We start from the raw sequence: 20303 nt of genomic DNA, 5'->3' as shown, positions 1-20303 counted from the left end.
AAAATGTTTTTTTTTTTTTTTTTTACTAAAATTTATGATAGGATTCGATTTGAATTATAAAATATACCAATTTGAGGAGAAAATAATGAGAACAAATCATCAAAAGACATCAAGAGTTATCATGATGTCATTAGCGATTTTGATTGAATTATTACTTCAATTATTAGTAGGGAATATCGACCACTATTCAGTTGGATGAGTGTGCCTAATACGGTCATTGAACAGGCATGTCTTTATTTAAAAATAGTCGGTGCTTTTATCTAAGTTCAAGGATGATACATGACATTCACTGCTATTTTACGAAGTTATTCATGACTCAAAGAAGTGATGATTTCAGCTATCGTGATGAATCTTATCAATATTCTAGGAAATGCCATCTTAATTAATGGGGTATTCGGTTTTCCACAACTTGGAATTCCCCGAGCTGCCATTTCAACAAAATGTGAGTAAAGTTATTGGTTTATTGATTGTTATCTATTTATTTATAAAAAAATTGATGAACACATCTCATTGAAGACTGTAAAACCGTTTCCAACTGATGTTTTTAAAAAGTTATGAGTGGTCGGGCTACCGGTAGGTGCCCAAGAATTTTCCTATAATTTATCTCAGAGGGTTATTTTAAAATTTATTAATTTATTTGGTACTGCAGTCATTGCGACAAAGGTTTATTGTAGCATGCTAGCTAGCGTTGCCTACGTTTATTCAATTGCTATCTCTCAAGCCAGTCAAATCGTTGTGGGGTATTTAGTGGGAGCGCATCAGTTTGACGATGTAGAAAAGCGTGTCTGGTCAACCTGTTTGATTTCAATTGTCATTTCACTGTCTATTACTTTTATGGTTTATTTAAATAGTGATGCCATCTTTTCACTGTTTACAAAGGATGCACTCCTTATTACGCTTGGCAAACCACTTATTTTTGTTGAATTTTTCTTAGAAATAGGACGTGCGATTAAAATGACCATGACCAAATGCTTAGTAGCAACCGGTGATGTTAAGTTTGCCGTAATTATTAGTTTAATTGGATGTTAGTTAATTGCTGTAGGATTTGGTTATTATATCGGGGTTTTACTAAATTATGGATTAGTTGGAATTTGGATTGCCATGGCTATTGATGAATGTTTGAGAGCCTTCGTTTTTGTGATCCGATTTAAGTTAGGGACGTGGAACAGTAAAGCCTTAGTTGAAATGTCAGAATAAAAAAAGAGAGACTAAGCTCTCTTTTTTTATAGATACATCAGTATAATTCCTTGAACGAGTCCGATGACACCACCTAAAATAAACCCAAGAATTTCAATATGTTTTAATTCTTTTTTAGCTACTTGCAAAATAATGCGTTCGAGTTCACGTAAGTCTAGTGCCATGATATTATCTTCCACAATTTTAGCAATGTTAACACGCAGTTCAATCATGTCTTTAATATTCACAATAATATCGGTCAAGCCATTGTTCACTTCTGTTTCAACTAATTCATCAAGTGGACCTTGAATCATCCCTTTGAAGGGAAACGGAATGATGTTTAATTTTTCATCAATGACTGCTTTAATTTTGCGTTTTACGAAAAATCGAATTTGGGTTAAATCCTCTTCTGTGACTGCTTCATCCATCAGTTCACGAATTGAAATTAACTCATTTGCGACGACTTCCCCAATGTTTTTAGCAATTTCTTTTTTGCGTTTTGGAATTAATCCGACTATCGTAAAACGAGTCAGCGGAATTTTAATTGGCTTGATGGGGCGAAATAAGAGCTTGATTGCAAAAATATTTGTTATCCATCCAATTAAGGCTCCAACAACCGTTAATAAAAGAACGGTAAAAAAATGATTCATGATGAAAACCTCCTCTGTATATCGAGTCATCTAATTTTTATTTTGTTTGATGAAATCTTGGATTTAAGACTTACTTTGCTAGAAGAATAAAAATAAGTTTATCAAACTTCATTTGAGATGTAAATGATAAAGTGTGACATTTATCGATAACTAAAGACAGGTATAGCTTGCATTTAATGGAAGATTTCTTCTATAATGAGTGCAGATCATTAGAAACCAAAGATGTTTAGTTTTAAGTAAAGAAAGGGAAATTATACGTATGAAAAAATATAAATCATTTTTAGTTGGAGTTTGCGTAGGAGGAGTCATGGGAGCTTTCATCACAAAAAAATGGATGGACTCAAAGTCAAGCGTCAATGTTAAACATCAGGATGTCACACCGCAAAAAGAGGAAATTGATTTAGACGAGTTAACTGATGAACTTGAACGTCTATCACAGCGTGTAGATGCTTTACAATAGGAAAATGAGTAAATTTTATAGAATGTGTCAAATAGGGTTGAAACCTTTAATTTACAAGGTTATAATTACAAACAATACTAGTATTTAGTAAATAAAGGGAGTTATATGATATGCAGCTAAATGATTGGTTAATGCTAACCTCGATTGCCTGTGTCATTGTTGCAACGATTAGCGCTGTTTATCTCTTATCTCGACTTCGTCAAGCCATTAATACTCAAACGGAACAAATTAAAACATGTAATCAAAAGATGAAAGAAGTACCGTCAGAGTTGAAGCGAGAAATGAATACAACGGTTCAGGAGTTTAAACAAAAAATTAAAATGGGATGGAAGATTGTTGCTTTCATTCGAAGAAGACGTCAAAAAAGAAAACTTAAAAGATTACAGAAACAGGGGATGAGAGGATGAAAAAACGTTATATTTTTGGATTAGGTGCCTTAGTAGGTGGAGTCGCAGCTTTATTATTAACGCCTAAATCAGGAAAAGAGATGCAAGCTCAGTTACTTCAAAATGTTGAAGATTTACAACAAAAAGTAAAAGAGTTTGATCAAGATGCCTTTAAAGAAAAATGTAAAGAACAACTTGAAGAGATTAAAGCATCAATCAATGAATTTGACTGGAGCCATAGCGTGCAACAACTTGAGGAAAAAGTATCTCAATTAACAGGACGTTTACAAGAATTAAAAACGGTGATAGAAGATCATCAAGTTGAAGAAATGCCTTCTCTTCGTTTGCATGATGAATTAGAGGACATTGAAATGTTAGAGACGTTACAAACACTAGAAGATTTAGAAGAAGTTGAAGCTTCAGAAAAATAATTAAAAAACACATGCACGAGAGCGTGCATGTGTTTTTTAATTGCTAATGATCGCTACGATATACCCTATTGATAGGGTCACAAAATTCCAAATGAGAATTCCACCTGTTGAATAGATGGCATATTTTGTCAACGGAATTTTGAAGATACCAGACATTAATGAAATGAATGTTCGAACCGTTGGCACAACTCGGCCAATCAAACACATCAGAGGACCGAATCGGTGACTAAGCTCAGTGGCTTTATCTAGACTTTTTTGAGTAGAAGGAAATTTTTGATAGAAAAAATCGTAAAGTGCTCCTCCAAATTTATAAGAAACCGCATAATAAGCCAGACAGGCTAAAATAGCTGCTAAGACACTGATTAGATAAATGAAGAAAAAGCTATATGAGCTCGTGTAAATAGAAAATCCGATGGCAGGCATAATGACGATGGCAGGGATCCCCGTTAAATTTAATCCTTCTAAAAAAATAAGCAAAAAGATTAAATAAGGGCCGAATAAATCGAGTTTTTCTAGAATTTCAGTGGTAAACATTTGATTCTCCTCAATAATAAAGATATGGGTTGATTATAACATATTTCCTATTATTTATCACTTAAAGAATAGAAATCCAACAAGTCACCATATTAAAAGAGCGTATCTTCATTGACAAATAAGTTAAAAAACTATAATATATTCCTGATTGGGAATATTCTGATATGGGAATATAAAGGAGATTAAGCCATGTATGTTGAAATATTAAAGGCGTTAGCAGATGAAAAAAGGTTGCAGATTATGTGTCTGTTATTTCATGGTGCGCGCTGTGTTTGTGAAATTGAACCCGCTTTAAAATGTTCTCAATCTTCAACCTCGAAACATTTAATTAAATTAAAACAAGCAGGGTTAATTGAAAGTCAAAAAAAAGGACAGTGGGTGCACTACTATATCCCAGAGAGTGTGTTTTCCAAGTATCCTTTTTTAAAATCACTAATTGAAGAAGTCGAACAGTTGAGGAGTAGATAAAAATGAAAAAAGTAGCTTTTGTATGTGTTCATAATTCATGTCGGTCACAAATGGCTGAAGCCTTTGGACGTGTGATGGGATTAAATGTCTTTGAATCTTATTCAGCAGGAACAGAACAGCGTGACGTGATCAATCAAGATGCCGTGAAAATCATGAAAGAAATTGGCATAGATATGGAATTGAATCAAAGACCAAAATTATTAAGTGATATCCCACAAGTTGATATTGTCATTACGATGGGATGCAATGTGTCTTGTCCAAATTTACCTTGTACTCATCGAGAAGATTGGGGAATTGAGGACCCGACAGGAGAATCTGAGGAGGTCTTTCGTCAAACCCGTGATGTTATTTTTCAAAAAATGGAGCACTTAGTAAATCGTTTAAAACATAACGAAATTTAATGAGGAGGCCAAACGGTGAAAAAAGTGGATTTAACGGAAGGGAAAGTATTGACCGTCCTATTAGCGTTGGCATTGCCCATTATGGGAAGTTCTGTTTTGCAATTGACGTATAGTTTAGTGGACATGTTACTAGTGGGGCGTTTAGGAAGCGATGCGGTGGCTAGTATTGGGACATCTAGTTTTTTAATTGGAATTGGAACGGCTATTAATACTTGCGTGGTCATCGGAACAGGAATTAAAGTTTCACATGCCCTTGGAAAAAAGGATGAACAAGAACAACAGGATTATATAAATGCTGGTTTTCGGTTAAACTTCTTAATAGGGATTATTTTTGCCATGATTTTGATTTTTACTGGAAAAGCTTTTATTTCATTTTTGGATGTTGAGAATGCTTATGTAGAAGTTGAGGGATACAAGTACTTACTTGTTAGTGCCCCAATGGTGTTCTTTTCTTTCTTTAATTTTTGGTATACGCGTCTTTATAATAGCTTTGGGCAAAATAAGGCAGCGTTGAAGATTAGCGCTTTAGGTGTGCTTCTCAATATTGTTTTAGATCCGATTTTTATCTATACACTGAAATTAGGCGTAATGGGTGCTGGATTAGCAACCTTAATTGCGAATGCCTTCATGAGTGGTTTGTTTTTTAAACAATCTCGTACGTTAATCAAACTAGATTACAAATTGAAAATAAAGCAATCGGTTTATTGGGATATTATTTCATTAGGTCTACCAATGTCAACTCAACGTATCTTATTTACGCTTGTAAGTATAGTCTTGGCGAAAATGATTGCAGTTTTTGGAACAAATGCCATTGCCGCACAAAAAATAGGCTTACAAATTGAGTCTATCACCTATATGGTCATTAGTGGATTAAATGGAGCTATTGCAAGTTTTGTCGGTCAAAATTATGGGGCAAAAGCTTATGAACGTATTCAATCGGGGATGAAGGTAGCCATGTGTTTGGGTGTCGGATATTCCTTATTAACGACGATGGTATTTCTATTCATTCCTGATAGTCTAGCCTCATTATTTGTCAGTGAACAGCAAACCATTCAAATGACAGCTGATTATTTAAAATTAGTTGGATTAACACAACTTTTTATGGCGGTTGAAATTATTTGTAATGGTGCATTTGTTGGAATGGGATTACCTAAAATTCCCGCTATGATTGGGATTAGTTTTACATTATTAAGAATTCCGATGGCTTATTTTTTCATACAGTGGATTGGAGTTAATGGAATTTGGATGAGTATTAGTTTGAGCATGTTATTTAAAGGAATTGTTGCATTTAGGATTTATTGTAAAAAAGAAAAGGAAGGTAATTGGTATGTTAATGCAGCTAAAGTCACTCCTTAATTCTCGGGAGTTAATGGAAGGAAAATTTGGAATAGAACGTGAATGTTTACGTGTAAATCCAGATGGATCGTTGGCCCTTAGCCCACATCCAACTGCCTTTGGGGAAAAGCAATTTAATCCCTACATTACAACAGACTTTTCAGAAAGCCAAATTGAAATGATTACACCAACATTTAAAACATTAGAAGAGGCTCATCAGTTTTTAAGTATGCTTTATGATATTGTGAGTGTTGAGGTTGGAGACGAATTATTATGGCCTCAATCAATGCCATGTTTTATTAAACCAAATCAAGAAATTCCGATTGCGATGTTTAGCGATAGTGAAGAAGGTCAAAAGTTAATGACTTATCGCGAATCTCTCCTAAAAAAATATGGTGGTAAACGCCAACTTATCTCGGGATTACATTATAACTTTTCTTTTAGTGAATCACTATTGGTGAAGTTGTTTGGCGCACAACATGATTATTCGGATTTTCGCTTGTTTAAAGATGCAATCTATTTAAAAGTAGTTCGAAATTATATTAGATATCGTTGGTTATTAATATATTTATTAGGGGCATCACCCATTGTTGATGAGAGTTATTGTAGTGAATGTAGTGTTTCATCCAATGAAGTGGCTCCAAAAAGTTTTTCTCGATCAGGGGCGATTTCGTTTCGAAATAGCTTATGTGGGTATCAAAATAAAAAACCAATTTACGTTGATTATACCTCTGCTAAGACGTATGTCAACTCATTAAAGGCTTATATTGAAGCGGGTGAAATTTCAAGTTTTAAAGAATTTTATAGTCCGATACGTCTAAAAGCAATCCGACCGAATCAATTACTAGAGTCACTTATTGAAGATGGGATTGAGTATTTAGAAATTCGCTCAATTGATTTAAATCCATTTGCAAAAGAAGGGATTACGTTAAATGATTTACATTTTATTCAGTTATTTGTGCTCTTCTTATTAGATGAAGAAGAGTCAAATGATCCTAATTGGCAAGAAGAAGCTAATGAAAATGAAAGAAGAGTCGCTGTTTCAGGTTTAGACGAGAAGTTAATGTTACTTTATAATGGAAATGAAGAGAGCCTAAAAACGTTAGCGACGCGTATCCTTAAGAAAATAAGTCTAATCAACGACACGTATGATTTAAATCAAACGTCGATTTTAAATCGAAAACAAGACGAAATCAAAAATCCTAATTTAACCTTATCTGCGAAGATGATGAAAATGGTTCAGGAGACAGATTATTTAAGCGCAAATTTAGAATTAGCCAGAACGTATAAACAAGAAGCGAGTGACGCACCATTTCAATTGCCTGGTTTTGAAGATTTAGAGTTATCGACTCAAATTTTGATGAAAGAGGCTATTAAACGAGGCGTAAAATTTGAAGTGTTAGATCGAGCGGAAAATTTTATTAAATTATCTAATGGGGAGCACTGTGAGTTCGTCAAACAAGCAACGAAAACGTCCTTAGATAGTTATATTACGATTTTAGCCATGGAAAATAAACAGGTAACAAAAGAAATTTTAAGAGATCATCATCTGAATGTTCCAACGGGTGCATTGTACGAAAGCATAGAAAAAGCCCAGTCAGATTATAAATGTTATCAAAATCGAGCTATTGTCATTAAACCCAAATCGACCAATTTTGGAATTGGAATCAGTATTTTTGAAGAGGGAGTCAGTGAATTAGAGTATTATAGAGCTTTAAAAGAAGCTTTTTCACATGATAAAGAAGTCATCGTTGAGGAGTTCGTTTCAGGGAAAGAATATCGATTTTTGGTGATTGAAAATGAGGTGATTGGAATTTTACATCGAGTTCCAGCCAATGTAATTGGAGATGGGGTTCATTCAATTACCGAGTTGATTGAGTTGAAAAATAAAAATCCACTTCGAGGGTATAAGTATCGACGTCCCCTTGAAAAAATTCAATTAGATGAAATTGCTATTCGTTTTTTATACGAACAAGGATACACACCAGATACGATCTTACCGATGAATGTGCAAGTCTTTTTACGAGAAAATTCGAATATCTCCACGGGTGGCGATAGTATTGATATGACTGATGATATTCATGATTATTTTAAAAAGATCGCCTGTGAAGCAACGAAGGCAATCGGTGCTAAAATTTGTGGGGTTGATATGATGATTGAAGATTTTCAAAATCCTGCCTCAGCTTACTCAATTATTGAATTGAATTTTAATCCAGCGATTCACATTCACACGTATCCATTTATTGGTCAAAAACGTGAAGCGGCTTTGGCAATATTAAAAGCTCTTTCGTTAGTTCAATAAAAAAAAAACAGATTGAATTCAATCTGTTTTTTTATTGTGTCACTTCTTCGATTTCAGATAAGATTCCACTTAGTTCTAAAATAAGTTCATCTAACTCAACGTATTTAGTTGAAATCGCATCTTCTGTCGCTTTTTGTTGGCGTTTTGTCTTTTTAAATGCCTCAAGGTTAGAGTCATTTGATTGAATACTTTGGCTAAATTGGGTCATAAGGTCGTTTACCTTTGAAAGCTTCAAGCTAAGTTTTGTTTGAGTCATTCCTGATTTTAAAAATCTAGAAGCTGTTTCAATCCATCCCGAGGTTTCTTGAACCTGAAGTTCTTCATTTAATTGACTTAATGTATCGTTGAGTAAATGGTCATAGTCGGATTGGTTAGGATTTTCAACAAAAGTTGAAATCGCATGGATACAGTTCGTGATTGCGAGTAACGGAAGATCAATATTTTCTGTTTCAAGTGATTGAATTTCATTTTTAATGGTTTCAAGAGGCTCTAAATATGTTTTTTCAAGTGATTCAGTATAGGCACTACTTTCTTCAATTAAAATATTTTTTTGTATTTTTAAAATTTCCAATTCGTCTTGCGCATTTTCGACTTCTTGTCTCACTTCTTCTAAATGATCTTGCAAGATTTGTTGTTGTGAGGTAGCACCAGCTAGTGTTGGAATTGATTCATCAGGGATTAAAGGACTATAAGAAATCGGTTGACCAAAATCATCTAACTTAATGGTGAATAAAGCGCGATTATTCATGCGATTAGCAATGAGTGAGATGTCTTTTTCTTCTAGTAAGTGAAGAGTAGGAGAGGATATTAAAAGGGGAAGGCCCAAGGCGATGACACCAGACACTAATAATAGTTTAATTAATATTTGTTTAGGTTTCATAAAATCCTCCATGTCTAAGTCTAAATGATTTTCTTATATTATGGACGATTATAAAAATTTATAACAGAAAATATAAAAAATAGTAAAATTTAACGTTTTCAATATAGTTAACGACGAAAATCAAATTTAATGAAAGTTTAGAGTCTTAAGATGCTTCATACCAAGAAATAGGCATATCAGAGAGAAGGGTGCAGCTGTATCAATAGGAAGGTCATTTTTTAGTGAGAGACTAATTAACCTAATTTGTCTTTTATATGTTGAATTGGAAAATATTGAAAGGGCGTCGAATATTGAAGAAAAAACAATTATTTTCTATAATAAAAAAGTCTACTTTGGAATGTAAGTAGAAAAGAGGTAAAAAAATGAGTCAACACACAAAGAAGAAGGTTAAAGCAGTTAGTTTAGAAACCTTTGTGTTTTTAGCTATTCTTCTATTTGGCTTTGGTTATATTGCAAGTCAAATGGGAGTCGGAATTATGTTTGAAGTCATCATGAATACGGCCCATGATTTATTGTTAAATACGGTCTTTTTCATTATGGCATTAGCCGTATTGGCAGGTGCTTTAAGTGCTTTATTATCAGAGTTTGGTGTTATTGCCTTGATCAATAAATTATTATCTGTTTTTATTAAACCATTGTATGGATTACCAGGTGCTAGTATTATTGGGGCAATTGCCACGTATTTGTCAGATAATCCTGCCATTATCTCCTTTGCAAAAGATAAGGAATTTCAAAAGTATTTCAAAGATTATCAAATTCCCGCATTGTGTAATTTAGGAACTGCTTTTGGAATGGGGTTAATTGTGACAACCTTTATGATGTCACTTGGAACAGACTATATTTTGCCTGCTTTAATTGGAAATTTAGGAGCAATCGTTGGAAGTATTGTGAGTGTTCGATTAATGATTCACTTTACCAAAAAATATTATCATCATAACTCTTCAACATTAGAGACCATTCCTCAAAGTCAAGATTTAACACAGTATCGTGAAATTCGTGATGGAAATTTATTTCAACGTGTCTTAGATGCCATGTTAGAAGGAGGAAAAGCAGGTGTTGAAATGGGAATGTCTATTATTCCAGGCGTTTTAATTATCTGTACACTTGTGATGCTTTTAACGTTTGGTCCATCTATCGATCCGGTAACGGGGGCATCAGTTTATACAGGCGCAGCTTATGAAGGGGTTGCTTTATTACCTGCACTGGGTGAAAAATTGATGTTTATTCTAAATCCGATTTTTGGATTTACGGACTCACAGGCTATTGCCTTTCCAATTACATCTCTTGGAGCTGTAGGAGCTGCGATGTCACTCGTTCCACGATTTATTCAAGAACAAGTCATTACACCAAATGATATTGCTGTTTTTACAGCAATGGGGATGTGCTGGAGTGGTTACCTAAGTACACATGTTGGAATGATGGATGCTTTGGGTGTTCGAAAATTAAGTAGTAAAGCCATCTTATCTCATACTATTGGAGGGATTTGTGCCGGGATGGTAGCGCATTTTATCTATTTACTAGTCGTTTAAATATCCTAGAAGAGTGAAACCTATCTCAAATTTTGAGATAGGTTTTTTATTTGAAAAGATAATTCAAAAAAATAGAACAGTGGTATAATAAAAATAGAAATTAAGCTTAAAATAAAAATTAATTAGGATTAGAAACAGGTAGAGAATAGTCGGAGGTGTAGTCTGTTGAAAGTGATGACATTTAATTTACGTTCTGATTCTATTTTTGATGGGAAAAATAGATGGCATAAACGTAATCACATTGTATTTGATGTAATAAAAAAGTATAATTGCGATATCATTGGTTTGCAAGAAGTGACCAATAAAATGTATAAAGATATAGAAGAACAATTAAGTGATTATTATATCATTGGACAGCCACGATGCAAACGTTTCTTTGTGGAGCATAATAACATATTAATATCAAAACGACATGAAATTTTAGAAGAAGAGACCTTTTGGTTATCGAATCAACCTAAAAAAGTAGGGAGCTCGATTTGGTATTCAGTGTTTCCACGAATTTGTACAACAGCCAAAGTTAGACTAGATAGTGGGGAGTTGGTTCGCATTTACAACACGCATTTAGATGTTTATTTATCTCCCGCCCGCGGATATGGATTAAAAAAAATTAGTGAATACATCGAAAGACAGCAAGAGATAGATCAAATTCCAGTAGTTTTAATGGGGGATTTTAATGCAACCCCCAATCATCGTATCATTAAGACTTTTACTGAAGGTGAATTGAGTCATAAACGATTTGTTGCTGTTCAAGAGTATGATAAGTCGATTTATAATAAACCAACGATGGGGCGATTTAAAGATTCTGAAAAAGGGATGCATTTAGATTATATTTTCGTGTCAGAGGAATGTGCTGTATTACATGCTGAAATTATTAAGGATAATGTCAATGGACAATATCCATCAGATCATTATCCATTATTAGCTCATGTTCATGTTACACTTTCTTGAAAAAAATTTTTTCGACATAAAAAAGACACAAATCGACATTAAAAATATGTGATAATGAATATGTCTTGAAAAATAAGACACTACCCTAATTTAATTGTTATGAAGTTCCCCCAAAATACTTCATAACATATTCTCTCTTTTCATCCCAATATTTATAAATCATCCCCTGTTTTTGAGGTTCCTTGTGAACCTCCTTTTTTTGTTTTTTACAAGAAATAAACTGAAAAATTTTAAAAACTGATGGCTAAATTAAACACGTCTTGGAAAGATAAAAATAAAGTCTAATAAGTATTTTTTAAAATTCGACAAAAAACTCTAAATAGTAACAAAAGAACACAAAAAAGACACGTTTTTAGAAGATTAATATGCGATAATGAGTATGTCTTGAAGAACAAGACACTACCCTAATTTAATTGTTATGAAGTTCCCCCAAAATACTTCATAACATATTCTCTCTTTTCATCCCAATATTTATAAATCATCCCCTGTTTTATGAGGTTCCTTGTGAACCTCCTTTTTTTATTTTTTATTTATTGTAAATTTAAGGTTTTTATGTTATAAATAGTATATTCAAATAAAGACAGTTCATTCAGACCATCCTGTCTCTAAATAAAACTAGGCTCAAATAGAATGATGATATTGGGCGCTTTTGCGCCCTTTTTTTCTGTAAAAATCAGAAAGCTTCCTTTTATGTGCCGAGTTTTGCGCAAGAAGGAAGCTTTTTTTTTATTGTTGAGGAGAGATTATATGTTTACTTTAAAAAGTGAAATTGAATTTGATGCAGCACATTACTTAAGTGATTATGAAGGGAAATGTCACAATATTCATGGGCATCGGTACCGAGTTGTCATCAAAGTGTCGGCAGACTCACTGCATGAAACGGGACAATGTCGTGGGATGGTGGATGATTTTTCAACTATCAAGCAAGCCTTAAAGAAAATTCATGATTTATTTGATCACCGATTAATTCTTGAAGAGAATGAAGAGGGAAAAGAGCTTGCTAAAAAAAATAGCAGAGACAAAGCTAGGCTTTGAAATATATTTTGTTCCATATCGTCCAACAGCAGAGGAAATGTCGCGTGATATTTATCAGAGATTACAAAATCTAGGAATAAAGGTAACCGAAGTAGAGTTATTTGAAACGCCTAAAAATAGTTGTATTTATACGGAGGTTTAAGATGTATCAAGTCATTGAAAAGTTTATTTCCATTGATGGTGAGGGGCCATGTGCGGGACAGTTGGCTGCCTTTATTCGATTTAAAAATTGTAATTTAAGATGTGATTGGTGTGATACGTGCTATTCATATGATGGAAGTGTTGAAGGGGAAAATTTAAGTCCGCTAGAGATTTATCACTTTGTTAAGGAAAATAAAGTGAATCACGTGACTTTGACAGGGGGAGAGCCGCTGATTCAACCACAGATAGAAGTTTTGATAGGGATTTTAGCAGCCGATAAAGAGTTAACTATTCACATTGAAACCAATGGGTCTGTGAATATCCAGAGATTTAAGAAAAAGTTTTCAAAGTCTAATGTTGTTTTTATCTTAGATTATAAATTACCAAATAGCTTAATGCAATCAAGGATGGATGATGAAAACTTTAAATGGGTGACAAAGACAGATGTTTATAAATTTGTAATTGCAAGTCAAGAAGATTTAAAAGTTGCACATGAAGTGATTAGAGAACAGGGTCTATTAGAACGTTGTCTAGTTTATTTTAGTCCGGTAGTGGATTATATTAACCCAAGTTTGATTGTTGACTATATGAAAGATCATCAATTAAATGACGTGAGATTACAGTTACAATTGCATAAATATATTTGGCCAAAAGAAATGAGAGGTGTTTAAGATGAAGCGACAAATTGATACGAAACTGATTGAGCGCAGTATTAGAGATATTTTAGTTGCTCTTGGGGATGATCCAGAAAGAGAAGGATTAAAAGAAACTCCAAAACGTGTTGCTAAAATGTTTGAGGAAGTCTTTGAGGGGATGACGTTATCTAATGACGAAATTGCAGAGTTTTTTGGAACAACTTTTGAAGATGAAGCGCTCGATGAATGTCAAAATAACTTTGTCATCATTAAAGATATTCCAATTTTTAGTTATTGTGAGCATCATTTAGCCTTAATGTATAACATGCTTGTTACAGTGGCATATTTGCCGAAAGAAAAAATAATCGGCTTAAGTAAGGTAGCGCGAATTGCAGATATGGTTGGTCGTCGATTGCAGTTACAAGAGCGTATTGGTGAGGAAATCGCCGAAATCGTTGAAAAAGTAACAGAAAGTGAGGCGATTTGTGTTTTGATTAGTGGCGAACATAGTTGTATGACTGCAAGGGGGATTAAAAAACAGGGAACGACAACCACCACAGTGACTTATCGTGGAAAGCGAATGGAGGAAGAATCAGACTTGAGACAAGAGTGTTTATTATTAATGAAATAAAGGAGAGAATAAAAATGAAACAGGATAAAGCGGTACTTGTTTTTAGCGGTGGTCAAGATTCAACCACATGCTTATATTGGGCACTTGAAACATTTAAAGAAGTGATTGCTGTTACGTTTGATTATGGACAACGTCATCATTTAGAACTAGAGTGTGCTAAAGCGATTTGTCAGGAACTTGGTGTTGAACATCATGTGTTAGATATGTCTTTATTAAATCAATTAGCACCCAATGCTTTAACACGAGATGAGATTAAGATTGAGTTAGGTGAAGAGGGGCAGTTACCCTCAACTTTTGTACCAGGCCGTAATTTACTATTTTTAAGCTTTGCTGGAGTCTTAGCAAAGGTTAAAGGGGCTAAACATATTATTACAGGTGTCTGTGAAACTGATTTTTCTGGCTATCCAGATTGTCGAGATGTTTTTATCAAGTCATTAAATGTGACATTAAATTTAAGTATGGATGATGATTTTGTGATTCATACCCCACTCATGTGGTTGAATAAAGCACAGACTTGGGAGCTAGCAGACAAACTTGGAAAATTTGAGTATATACGAGAAAAAACTTTAACTTGCTACAATGGTATCATTGGAGATGGATGTGGTGAATGTCCAGCTTGTGTTTTAAGAAGGCGAGGACTAGAAAGTTATTTAACAACTAAAGGAGAGATTTAGATGTCAGGAAGAAAACAAGAAGAATTAAGCGAGATTACCTTACTTGGAAATCAAGGGACAACTTATACATATAGTTATGACCCTGAAATACTAGAAGTGTTTAATAATAAACATCCTAAGAATGATTACTTTGTGAAATTTAATTGTCCAGAGTTCACAAGTTTATGTCCGATTACAGGTCAACCTGATTTTGCCACGATTTATATCAGCTATATTCCTGGAGAAAAGATGGTTGAGAGTAAATCGTTAAAATTGTATTTATTTAGCTTTAGAAATCATGGGGATTTTCATGAAGATTGTATGAATATTATCATGGAAGATTTAATTAAATTGATGGATCCGAAATATATTGAGGTTTGGGGAAAATTCACACCTCGTGGTGGAATTAGTATTGATCCTTACTGTAATTATGGACGTCCTGGAACAAAATTTGAAGAAATGGCTCAATATCGTCTGATGAACCACGATTTATATCCAGAAAAAGTAGATAATCGTTAACTCAAATATCGCCTTTCATCCGACTATGTTTCCCTTTAAAAATGTGGTAGAATATGTCACATCAAAGGAATCGAGGAGGAGGAAAATACAATGACGAAACAAGAAGCCATTCATTTTTTACAAGAACATTTAAAATCGATGAAATATTTGGAATCAGCGATGGGGGTACTCTCTTGGGATATGGAAGTCATGGCTCCAGTCAAAGGGATTGAGTATCGAAGTGAGGTACTTGGATATTTATCGGTTGAGCATCATAAGTTAGCGACAGATACACGTATTGGTTGTGCGCTAAATGCTCTAGAAAATGAAAGTGATTTAATGCAAGTCGAGCAGAAATTAGTTGATTTTTTTAAAGATTCATTTGAAAAAAATACAAAAATTCCCGAATCATTACAACGCGATCTAACGGTAGCAACCTCTAAAGGAGGCCAATACTGGAAACAAGCGAAGGAAAAACAAGATTATAGTATCTTTAAACCGTACTTGCAAAAAGTCATTGATTTAGTTATTAAACAGGCAGAGTGTGTGGGGTATGAAGGACATATCTATAATGCGTGTCTAGATGATTTTGAAAAGGGAATGACGGTAGAGGAGTTGGATCGTATTTTTCCACCGCTACGAGATGGCTTAGTTAAGTTATTAAATCAAATTAAAGAAAGCCGTGTGTGTATTAAACTACATCCAAGTGGGGAGTTTGATAAAGCAAGACAAGAAAAATTGACGAATCAAGTCTTAGACATGATGGGATATGATTATCATGAAGCAGGTCGAATCGATGAAACTGAACACCCATTCACGACCTCTCTAGGAATCGGAGACACTCGAATTACAACACATTATTATGAAGATAATCTTGAGAGTGGTTTATTTAGTTCGATTCACGAAGGTGGACATGCAATTTATGATCAAAATATGCCACATGAACTTTCCGATTATGGTTTAGATGAGGCGCCATCTATGGGAATTCATGAATCTCAATCTCGTTTTTACGAAAACATCATTGGGCGCAGTTTGCCATTTTGGAAAGGTTATTATAAAAAATTGCAAGAATTATTTCCTGAGTATGGTTGGACCACCCTTGAAGAGTTCTATGGAATGATTAATGCTGTCAAACCTTCTTTAATTCGAACAGAAGCTGATGAAGTCACGTATTCATTACATGTCATTATTCGTTACGAAATCGAAAAATTAATGATGAGTGGAGAAGTCACAGTGGATGAACTTCCTGCTCTTTGGAATCAAAAGTATGAAGAATATTTAGGAATTACGCCAACAAATGATTCAGAAGGTGTCATGCAAGATGTTCACTGGTCAGAAGCATTAATTGGATACTTCCCAAGTTACGCACTCGGAAATTTATATGGTGCACAATTTTATCATCAAATGAAAAAAGAGATTCCTAACGTTGAAGAACAATTAGAAGCGGGAGATTTAAGTCAAGTCTTTATGTGGTTAAAAGAGAAAATTCATTCACAAGGAAATCTGTATTCACCAAGCGAACTGGTAGAAAAAGTGACGGGTGAGAAGTTGAATCCGATGTATTTTCTCGATTATTTAAATGAAAAGTATTCAAAGATTTATAAATTATAATTAAATCGTCTTTTGTTGCATATACTCCAATGATGAGCCTTTTGACTTATGATTGGAGTTTTTTTGTTGAGGTGATCAGATGAAATTGAAAGTTGAGAAAATGACAGAACAAGATGCATTTCAAATTTTTGTCTGGAAATATAGTGAGCCTTATGATTGGTATAACTTAGAAGGCGATGAAGCCTGTATCCATGAATTTTTAGAAGATTCGTATTATGTCGTGAAAGATCAAGAACATGGATTAGTTGGATTTTTTTGTTATGGACCATCGGCACAAGTTACAAGTGGGAAATTGTTAGGTTTTTATGCGGATGAGACTTATCTTGATATCGGACTGGGAATGAATCCACTTCTTTGTGGAAAAGGATATGGAGCCTCCTTTTTAGAGTTAGGGATGCAATATGCCAAAGAAATACTAGGAGCCAAAAAGTTTAGATTGACGGTTGCTGATTTTAATGAACGAGGAATTAAAGTGTATCAAAAAGTTGGTTTTTATGAAGTAGGAACGTTTGAAGCAAGAAATAGAGTGGAGCAAATTCGCTTTAAGGTCATGTGTAAATCAAATAATTAATCATTTAATAAAGTTTAATAAAAAAATGAACCTAAAAATTTGAAAAAACATTGAAATTAGATCGGAAATTTAGTTCGCAGATTACATGAGAAAATAACGTGTCATAAGAATAAATTTAGGAATGAATTTAAATAGGATTTAGTTCTCTATTCCGAACAAAATTATGAAGTTAGAATAATGTAATAAAAAACTCAAGTGAGACCCTCACTTGAGTTTTGATTTAAAGATGAACTCATTAATGGCTTCACAAACGCCATTTTCATTGTGACTTTTTGCGATATAGTTACCGTGTGAAAACATATCTTCATTGGCATTTGCCATCACGAAGCTATATTTAGCAACTTTAAGCATTTCAATATCATTGTAATAATCACCAAAGACCATGGTTTCGTCTTGATTAATGTGTAATAAGGATTGGATTTTAGACAAGGCATTTCCCTTGTTGACTTCAAGGTTGGTAATATCGAGCCAAATATCTCCCGAGAGAGTCACCTTAAAATGTGAACCAAATCGGTTGCTTAAAATGGGATAACTGTTTTGCAACGGATGGTTTAAATCACAAATACAGATGCGGTGAATGGGATCGTGGATGTCTTGAAGATTAGAGACCACCTGGATATTAGAGAAGTAGTGCGCTAATATCTCTTCAAATTCGTTTTCGCATGGTGTTGCATACATTCCATTTGGACCAGATAAAATAACCTTGATATGGGTAATGGATTCACATTGCAGCAAGATGTCATCAATCGCTTTTTTTTCTAATAAGCTCATCTGTCGTTGATGATGTCGGCTCACCACAAACGCTCCGTTGTCACAAATGAAATCAAGATAAGGTGTGGCTTCTTTAAAAAAGTCTTTTAAATCATAATAAGATCGCCCACTTGCAATGACGAAGCAAATATTTTTTTGTAACAGGCGATTTAATAAATCGATAAATCCATCTGGAAGCTGTCCCGCTTCGTTTAATAGTGTTCCATCCATATCTGTCGCAATTAATTTAATCATGAAAGGTCCCCCCAGTACTGATCATGTTTATGTGCCTATTGTAGGGGATGACATGATTTTAAACAAGTAGAAGGATGATGAAATGAATAAATTGTTTCAGTTTTTCAAACGTCATTTGCGATTAAATAAAGCATCCAATCCGGATATTTAATGGTGAGGGACGTTTTAAATATTAAGGGAATCAATAGGCTTATTTTAATGTTAGCTATTTTTATTGAATTCATTGGTTAAAACTTGAATCCAACTGTCACGATTATTGGGGCATGTTGAGGTAGAATCATTGACGAAAGAATTTTGTGCTCTTTATCCCGAGATTAAATGGTTTTCAATCACATAAAGTACCCTTTATCACTCGATAACCTCCGGGGAAAAGATGTCATCTTGTCATTTATTCAGGCACAGTCTACTTTGACATAGGAGGATCGAGCTAAAATTTTATCCTCGTTAAAAAGTCGGACAAATCACGGGAAGCTCAGGTTATATGTAAAAAATAGTAAAAAATAAACTAAAAAATAAAATAGTTTTATTCATGTAAAAAAAATGTCGTATTTTGACTAAAAGTGATTCTAAAAAAACACTTGGAAAAAATATATATAAATGGTAATATTGTCACGTGAAAAGTAATAGATTGAAGGAAGATGTGATGAATGACCATGAAATTAAATGTAGCCTTAATTGCACACGACCGAATGAAGGATCAAATGGTAAACTTTTGTTACGCCTATGAACACATTTTAGAAAACTATGGCTTATATGCAACGGGAACAACAGGTGGAAGAATTGAAGCGGGGACAAATTTGAAAGTGAATAAACTGGCATCGGGTCCACTTGGGGGAGATCAACAAATCGGTTCTTTAATTGTGACGGAAGCGATTGATCTTGTTATTTTTTTAAGAGACCCATTAACACCGCAACCCCATGAAACCGATATTCAAGCACTGATTAGATTGTGTGATGTTCACTATGTACCGATTGCGACTAATTTAGCTTCAGCAGAAATCTTTGTTAAGGCGTTAAATCAGGGGGATTTAGACTGGCGAACTTTAAGAAAAATACACGGTTCGTGAAATAAATTTAGGGGGATGTTAAATGTTACAAATTGTAAGTGTCAAACAAAGTCCAGTAGGAACACAAGAAGCGTTAGATTATATTCATCGTGTTTGGAATGGAAATAATCAAGCATCAAATTTTTTTGATATGATTACAAAAGTATCTCTTGGGGATGAAGAGATGGGAAATTTCTATGTGCTACTTCAAGATAATGAGGTTATTGGATGTTGTGGATTAGTCACACATGACGTGGTAACCAGTCGTAATTTTTATCCATGGGTGACGTCTTTGTATATTGATGAGGCATATCGAGGACGTAATTATGGGCAGTTGTTATTAAATCATGTTGGACATCAAGCACAGTTGATGGGATATCAAAAATTATATTTAACAACAGGTAAAACGGACTATTATCGCCGAAACGGGTGGCAGGAACTTGATCAGTATATTAGTCGTAAAAAAACACACGTTTATTATAAAGTGCTTCAAGAACAAAAATAATTATATTTTTTTTACAAAAACAGGAAACCGGTTACTGGTTTCCTGTTTTTTATTGACTTTTAGTAAAAGAAAAGAAACCACAATAAAGCGATAGAATCAAACAAACAAGAGATGATGCAGCCAAAAAGCCACCCAAAACATCACCTAAAAAATGGACGTTTACATACATTCGACTAAATCCAATTAAACAAGCATATAAAAAGCTAAAAAAACTAAGGAGATGGGCCCATGAACGCTTTTGACAATATTGATAAAGTAAGAAGCTACAAAGAATTGCAATGCCAAAACTCATCATGGAATGACCACTTGGAAAACTGTAGCCACTTTCATCAATTAAATGTTCAAAGGTTGGACGTTCTCGCATGTAATGAAGTTTTAATAGTAGATTACTCAATGTTAAGGCTAGAACTGTGAACATGCATAGTAAGCTTTCTTTATATTTTTTGAAGAGAAGAAACATAAGGCAACTAGC

General features: G+C 34.0%; 26 protein-coding genes. 21 read left to right on the top strand and 5 right to left on the bottom strand.

Annotated elements, in window-relative coordinates; all coding sequences use genetic code 11:
* The first annotated feature begins 324 nt into the window (after positions 1–324).
* Both HMPREF9402_RS14835 and HMPREF9402_RS03415 read left to right on the top strand, forming a co-directional pair.
* Positions 325–450: a hypothetical protein gene (locus HMPREF9402_RS14835; protein ID WP_262949471.1), complete on the top strand. Its 126-nt coding sequence runs from the start codon at positions 325–327 to the stop codon at positions 448–450.
* Between the two features lie 108 nt (positions 451–558).
* Positions 559–1029, top strand: a complete 471-nt coding sequence (locus HMPREF9402_RS03415; RefSeq protein ID WP_006785523.1) for an MATE family efflux transporter — start codon at positions 559–561, stop codon at positions 1027–1029.
* 194 nt (positions 1030–1223) lie between these two features.
* Here HMPREF9402_RS03415 and HMPREF9402_RS03410 read toward each other — a convergent pair whose 3' ends face one another.
* Positions 1224–1826 carry a DUF445 domain-containing protein gene (locus tag HMPREF9402_RS03410; RefSeq protein WP_009606451.1) on the bottom strand — a complete coding sequence of 201 codons (603 nt, stop codon included), beginning with the start codon at positions 1824–1826 and terminating at the stop codon, positions 1224–1226.
* Between the two features lie 259 nt (positions 1827–2085).
* Here HMPREF9402_RS03410 and HMPREF9402_RS14350 point away from each other — a divergent pair, with 259 nt between their 5' ends.
* The 3 genes from HMPREF9402_RS14350 to HMPREF9402_RS03400 all read left to right on the top strand — a co-directional run bounded on the left by HMPREF9402_RS14350 (position 2086) and on the right by HMPREF9402_RS03400 (position 3103).
* A complete protein-coding gene (locus HMPREF9402_RS14350; RefSeq protein ID WP_139058174.1) occupies positions 2086–2286 on the top strand; it encodes a hypothetical protein in 201 nt (66 codons plus the stop codon).
* Between the two features lie 110 nt (positions 2287–2396).
* Complete coding sequence (locus tag HMPREF9402_RS03405; RefSeq protein ID WP_006785526.1) at positions 2397–2693, top strand: hypothetical protein; 297 nt, start codon at positions 2397–2399, stop codon at positions 2691–2693.
* Positions 2690–3103 carry a YtxH domain-containing protein gene (locus HMPREF9402_RS03400; RefSeq protein WP_006785527.1) on the top strand — a complete coding sequence of 138 codons (414 nt, stop codon included), beginning with the start codon at positions 2690–2692 and terminating at the stop codon, positions 3101–3103. The genes HMPREF9402_RS03405 and HMPREF9402_RS03400 overlap by 4 nt, the downstream gene beginning before the upstream one ends.
* 36 nt (positions 3104–3139) lie before the next feature.
* Here the strand turns inward: HMPREF9402_RS03400 and HMPREF9402_RS03395 are convergent, their stop codons facing one another.
* The gene (locus HMPREF9402_RS03395) at positions 3140–3637 is read right to left on the bottom strand and encodes a DedA family protein (protein ID WP_006785528.1); all 498 of its coding nucleotides are present in this window, start codon (positions 3635–3637) and stop codon (positions 3140–3142) included.
* A gap of 189 nt (positions 3638–3826) precedes the next feature.
* Here HMPREF9402_RS03395 and HMPREF9402_RS03390 point away from each other — a divergent pair, with 189 nt between their 5' ends.
* The 4 genes from HMPREF9402_RS03390 to gshAB are packed head-to-tail and all read left to right on the top strand — an operon-like array spanning position 3827 to position 8143.
* On the top strand, positions 3827–4105 hold the full coding sequence (locus HMPREF9402_RS03390; RefSeq protein ID WP_006785529.1) for an ArsR/SmtB family transcription factor: 279 nt from the start codon (positions 3827–3829) through the stop codon (positions 4103–4105).
* 2 nt (positions 4106–4107) lie between these two features.
* The gene (locus HMPREF9402_RS03385) at positions 4108–4506 is read left to right on the top strand and encodes an arsenate reductase ArsC (protein WP_006785530.1); all 399 of its coding nucleotides are present in this window, start codon (positions 4108–4110) and stop codon (positions 4504–4506) included.
* Positions 4507–4521: 15 nt separating this feature from the next.
* Positions 4522–5862, top strand: coding sequence for an MATE family efflux transporter (locus tag HMPREF9402_RS03380; RefSeq protein WP_006785531.1), 1341 nt, complete (start codon positions 4522–4524; stop codon positions 5860–5862).
* A 13-nt stretch (positions 5863–5875) separates the two neighbouring features.
* Positions 5876–8143, top strand: coding sequence for a bifunctional glutamate--cysteine ligase GshA/glutathione synthetase GshB (gene gshAB, locus HMPREF9402_RS03375; RefSeq protein ID WP_202944062.1), 2268 nt, complete (start codon positions 5876–5878; stop codon positions 8141–8143).
* A 31-nt stretch (positions 8144–8174) separates the two neighbouring features.
* On the opposite strand, the gene HMPREF9402_RS03370 is transcribed toward gshAB, so the two are convergent.
* Positions 8175–9023, bottom strand: coding sequence for a hypothetical protein (locus HMPREF9402_RS03370; protein WP_009606429.1), 849 nt, complete (start codon positions 9021–9023; stop codon positions 8175–8177).
* Positions 9024–9385: 362 nt separating this feature from the next.
* On the opposite strand from HMPREF9402_RS03370, the gene HMPREF9402_RS03365 reads away from it, so the two are divergent.
* The 10 genes from HMPREF9402_RS03365 (at position 9386) to HMPREF9402_RS03325 (ending at position 17275) form a co-directional block, all read left to right on the top strand.
* Positions 9386–10552 (top strand): CD0519/CD1768 family membrane protein, encoded by a 1167-nt coding sequence (locus HMPREF9402_RS03365; protein ID WP_006785535.1) that lies wholly within the window; start codon positions 9386–9388, stop codon positions 10550–10552.
* A gap of 174 nt (positions 10553–10726) precedes the next feature.
* Positions 10727–11500 carry an endonuclease/exonuclease/phosphatase family protein gene (locus HMPREF9402_RS03360; protein WP_229040087.1) on the top strand — a complete coding sequence of 258 codons (774 nt, stop codon included), beginning with the start codon at positions 10727–10729 and terminating at the stop codon, positions 11498–11500.
* A gap of 747 nt (positions 11501–12247) precedes the next feature.
* Positions 12248–12535, top strand: a complete 288-nt coding sequence (locus HMPREF9402_RS03355; protein ID WP_009606427.1) for a 6-pyruvoyl trahydropterin synthase family protein — start codon at positions 12248–12250, stop codon at positions 12533–12535.
* Complete coding sequence (locus tag HMPREF9402_RS15010) at positions 12480–12677, top strand: 6-pyruvoyl trahydropterin synthase family protein (RefSeq protein WP_443259900.1); 198 nt, start codon at positions 12480–12482, stop codon at positions 12675–12677. The genes HMPREF9402_RS03355 and HMPREF9402_RS15010 overlap by 56 nt, the downstream gene beginning before the upstream one ends.
* 1 nt (position 12678) lies before the next feature.
* Entirely contained in the window at positions 12679–13347 is a 669-nt protein-coding gene (gene queE, locus HMPREF9402_RS03350) for a putative 7-carboxy-7-deazaguanine synthase QueE (RefSeq protein ID WP_006785538.1), read from the top strand.
* A gap of 1 nt (position 13348) precedes the next feature.
* Positions 13349–13942, top strand: coding sequence for a GTP cyclohydrolase I (gene folE / locus HMPREF9402_RS03345; RefSeq protein WP_006785539.1), 594 nt, complete (start codon positions 13349–13351; stop codon positions 13940–13942).
* Complete coding sequence (gene queC / locus HMPREF9402_RS03340) at positions 13921–14616, top strand: 7-cyano-7-deazaguanine synthase QueC (protein ID WP_262941925.1); 696 nt, start codon at positions 13921–13923, stop codon at positions 14614–14616. Before folE ends, queC begins: the two co-directional genes overlap by 22 nt.
* Complete coding sequence (gene queF, locus HMPREF9402_RS03335; RefSeq protein WP_006785541.1) at positions 14617–15114, top strand: preQ(1) synthase; 498 nt, start codon at positions 14617–14619, stop codon at positions 15112–15114. It abuts the gene before it with no gap.
* Between the two features lie 90 nt (positions 15115–15204).
* On the top strand, positions 15205–16704 hold the full coding sequence (locus tag HMPREF9402_RS03330; RefSeq protein ID WP_006785542.1) for a carboxypeptidase M32: 1500 nt from the start codon (positions 15205–15207) through the stop codon (positions 16702–16704).
* Between the two features lie 79 nt (positions 16705–16783).
* Positions 16784–17275 (top strand): GNAT family N-acetyltransferase, encoded by a 492-nt coding sequence (locus tag HMPREF9402_RS03325; protein WP_006785543.1) that lies wholly within the window; start codon positions 16784–16786, stop codon positions 17273–17275.
* Between the two features lie 204 nt (positions 17276–17479).
* Here the strand turns inward: HMPREF9402_RS03325 and HMPREF9402_RS03320 are convergent, their stop codons facing one another.
* A complete protein-coding gene (locus HMPREF9402_RS03320) occupies positions 17480–18280 on the bottom strand; it encodes an HAD family hydrolase (protein WP_009606455.1) in 801 nt (266 codons plus the stop codon).
* A 647-nt stretch (positions 18281–18927) separates the two neighbouring features.
* On the opposite strand from HMPREF9402_RS03320, the gene HMPREF9402_RS03315 reads away from it, so the two are divergent.
* Both HMPREF9402_RS03315 and HMPREF9402_RS03310 read left to right on the top strand, forming a co-directional pair.
* Positions 18928–19347 (top strand): methylglyoxal synthase, encoded by a 420-nt coding sequence (locus HMPREF9402_RS03315; RefSeq protein ID WP_006785545.1) that lies wholly within the window; start codon positions 18928–18930, stop codon positions 19345–19347.
* Between the two features lie 22 nt (positions 19348–19369).
* Positions 19370–19831 carry a GNAT family N-acetyltransferase gene (locus HMPREF9402_RS03310; RefSeq protein WP_009606472.1) on the top strand — a complete coding sequence of 154 codons (462 nt, stop codon included), beginning with the start codon at positions 19370–19372 and terminating at the stop codon, positions 19829–19831.
* A gap of 49 nt (positions 19832–19880) precedes the next feature.
* Here HMPREF9402_RS03310 and HMPREF9402_RS14745 read toward each other — a convergent pair whose 3' ends face one another.
* Positions 19881–20249: a phosphatase PAP2 family protein gene (locus tag HMPREF9402_RS14745; protein ID WP_229059681.1), complete on the bottom strand. Its 369-nt coding sequence runs from the start codon at positions 20247–20249 to the stop codon at positions 19881–19883.
* Between the last annotated feature and the right edge of the window lie 54 nt (positions 20250–20303).

This window comes from Turicibacter sp. HGF1, assembly GCF_000191865.1.
In the GTDB taxonomy this organism is placed as follows: Bacteria; Bacillota_I; Bacilli_A; order MOL361; family Turicibacteraceae; genus Turicibacter; species Turicibacter sanguinis.
This window is presented reverse-complemented; position numbering and strand designations above follow the sequence as displayed.

Excerpts from the sequence above, each read along its gene's own strand:
- HMPREF9402_RS03385 (WP_006785530.1), top strand. The coding sequence starts at position 4,108 with ATGAAAAAAGTAGCTTTTGTATGTGTTCATAATTCATGTCGGTCACAA.
- HMPREF9402_RS03370 (WP_009606429.1), bottom strand. The coding sequence starts at position 9,023 with ATGAAACCTAAACAAATATTAATTAAACTATTATTAGTGTCTGGTGTC.
- HMPREF9402_RS03325 (WP_006785543.1), top strand. The coding sequence starts at position 16,784 with ATGAAATTGAAAGTTGAGAAAATGACAGAACAAGATGCATTTCAAATT.
- HMPREF9402_RS14745 (WP_229059681.1), bottom strand. The coding sequence starts at position 20,249 with ATGTTCACAGTTCTAGCCTTAACATTGAGTAATCTACTATTAAAACTT.
- HMPREF9402_RS03400 (WP_006785527.1), top strand. The coding sequence starts at position 2,690 with ATGAAAAAACGTTATATTTTTGGATTAGGTGCCTTAGTAGGTGGAGTC.
- HMPREF9402_RS03405 (WP_006785526.1), top strand. The coding sequence starts at position 2,397 with ATGCAGCTAAATGATTGGTTAATGCTAACCTCGATTGCCTGTGTCATT.
- HMPREF9402_RS03390 (WP_006785529.1), top strand. The coding sequence starts at position 3,827 with ATGTATGTTGAAATATTAAAGGCGTTAGCAGATGAAAAAAGGTTGCAG.
- HMPREF9402_RS03320 (WP_009606455.1), bottom strand. The coding sequence starts at position 18,280 with ATGATTAAATTAATTGCGACAGATATGGATGGAACACTATTAAACGAA.
- HMPREF9402_RS03365 (WP_006785535.1), top strand. The coding sequence starts at position 9,386 with ATGAGTCAACACACAAAGAAGAAGGTTAAAGCAGTTAGTTTAGAAACC.
- HMPREF9402_RS03360 (WP_229040087.1), top strand. The coding sequence starts at position 10,727 with ATGACATTTAATTTACGTTCTGATTCTATTTTTGATGGGAAAAATAGA.
- HMPREF9402_RS03310 (WP_009606472.1), top strand. The coding sequence starts at position 19,370 with ATGTTACAAATTGTAAGTGTCAAACAAAGTCCAGTAGGAACACAAGAA.
- HMPREF9402_RS03330 (WP_006785542.1), top strand. The coding sequence starts at position 15,205 with ATGACGAAACAAGAAGCCATTCATTTTTTACAAGAACATTTAAAATCG.
- gshAB (WP_202944062.1), top strand. The coding sequence starts at position 5,876 with ATGGAAGGAAAATTTGGAATAGAACGTGAATGTTTACGTGTAAATCCA.
- HMPREF9402_RS03315 (WP_006785545.1), top strand. The coding sequence starts at position 18,928 with ATGACCATGAAATTAAATGTAGCCTTAATTGCACACGACCGAATGAAG.
- folE (WP_006785539.1), top strand. The coding sequence starts at position 13,349 with ATGAAGCGACAAATTGATACGAAACTGATTGAGCGCAGTATTAGAGAT.
- HMPREF9402_RS03355 (WP_009606427.1), top strand. The coding sequence starts at position 12,248 with ATGTTTACTTTAAAAAGTGAAATTGAATTTGATGCAGCACATTACTTA.
- HMPREF9402_RS03395 (WP_006785528.1), bottom strand. The coding sequence starts at position 3,637 with ATGTTTACCACTGAAATTCTAGAAAAACTCGATTTATTCGGCCCTTAT.
- HMPREF9402_RS15010 (WP_443259900.1), top strand. The coding sequence starts at position 12,480 with ATGAAGAGGGAAAAGAGCTTGCTAAAAAAAATAGCAGAGACAAAGCTA.
- HMPREF9402_RS14350 (WP_139058174.1), top strand. The coding sequence starts at position 2,086 with ATGAAAAAATATAAATCATTTTTAGTTGGAGTTTGCGTAGGAGGAGTC.
- queF (WP_006785541.1), top strand. The coding sequence starts at position 14,617 with ATGTCAGGAAGAAAACAAGAAGAATTAAGCGAGATTACCTTACTTGGA.
- queE (WP_006785538.1), top strand. The coding sequence starts at position 12,679 with ATGTATCAAGTCATTGAAAAGTTTATTTCCATTGATGGTGAGGGGCCA.
- HMPREF9402_RS03410 (WP_009606451.1), bottom strand. The coding sequence starts at position 1,826 with ATGAATCATTTTTTTACCGTTCTTTTATTAACGGTTGTTGGAGCCTTA.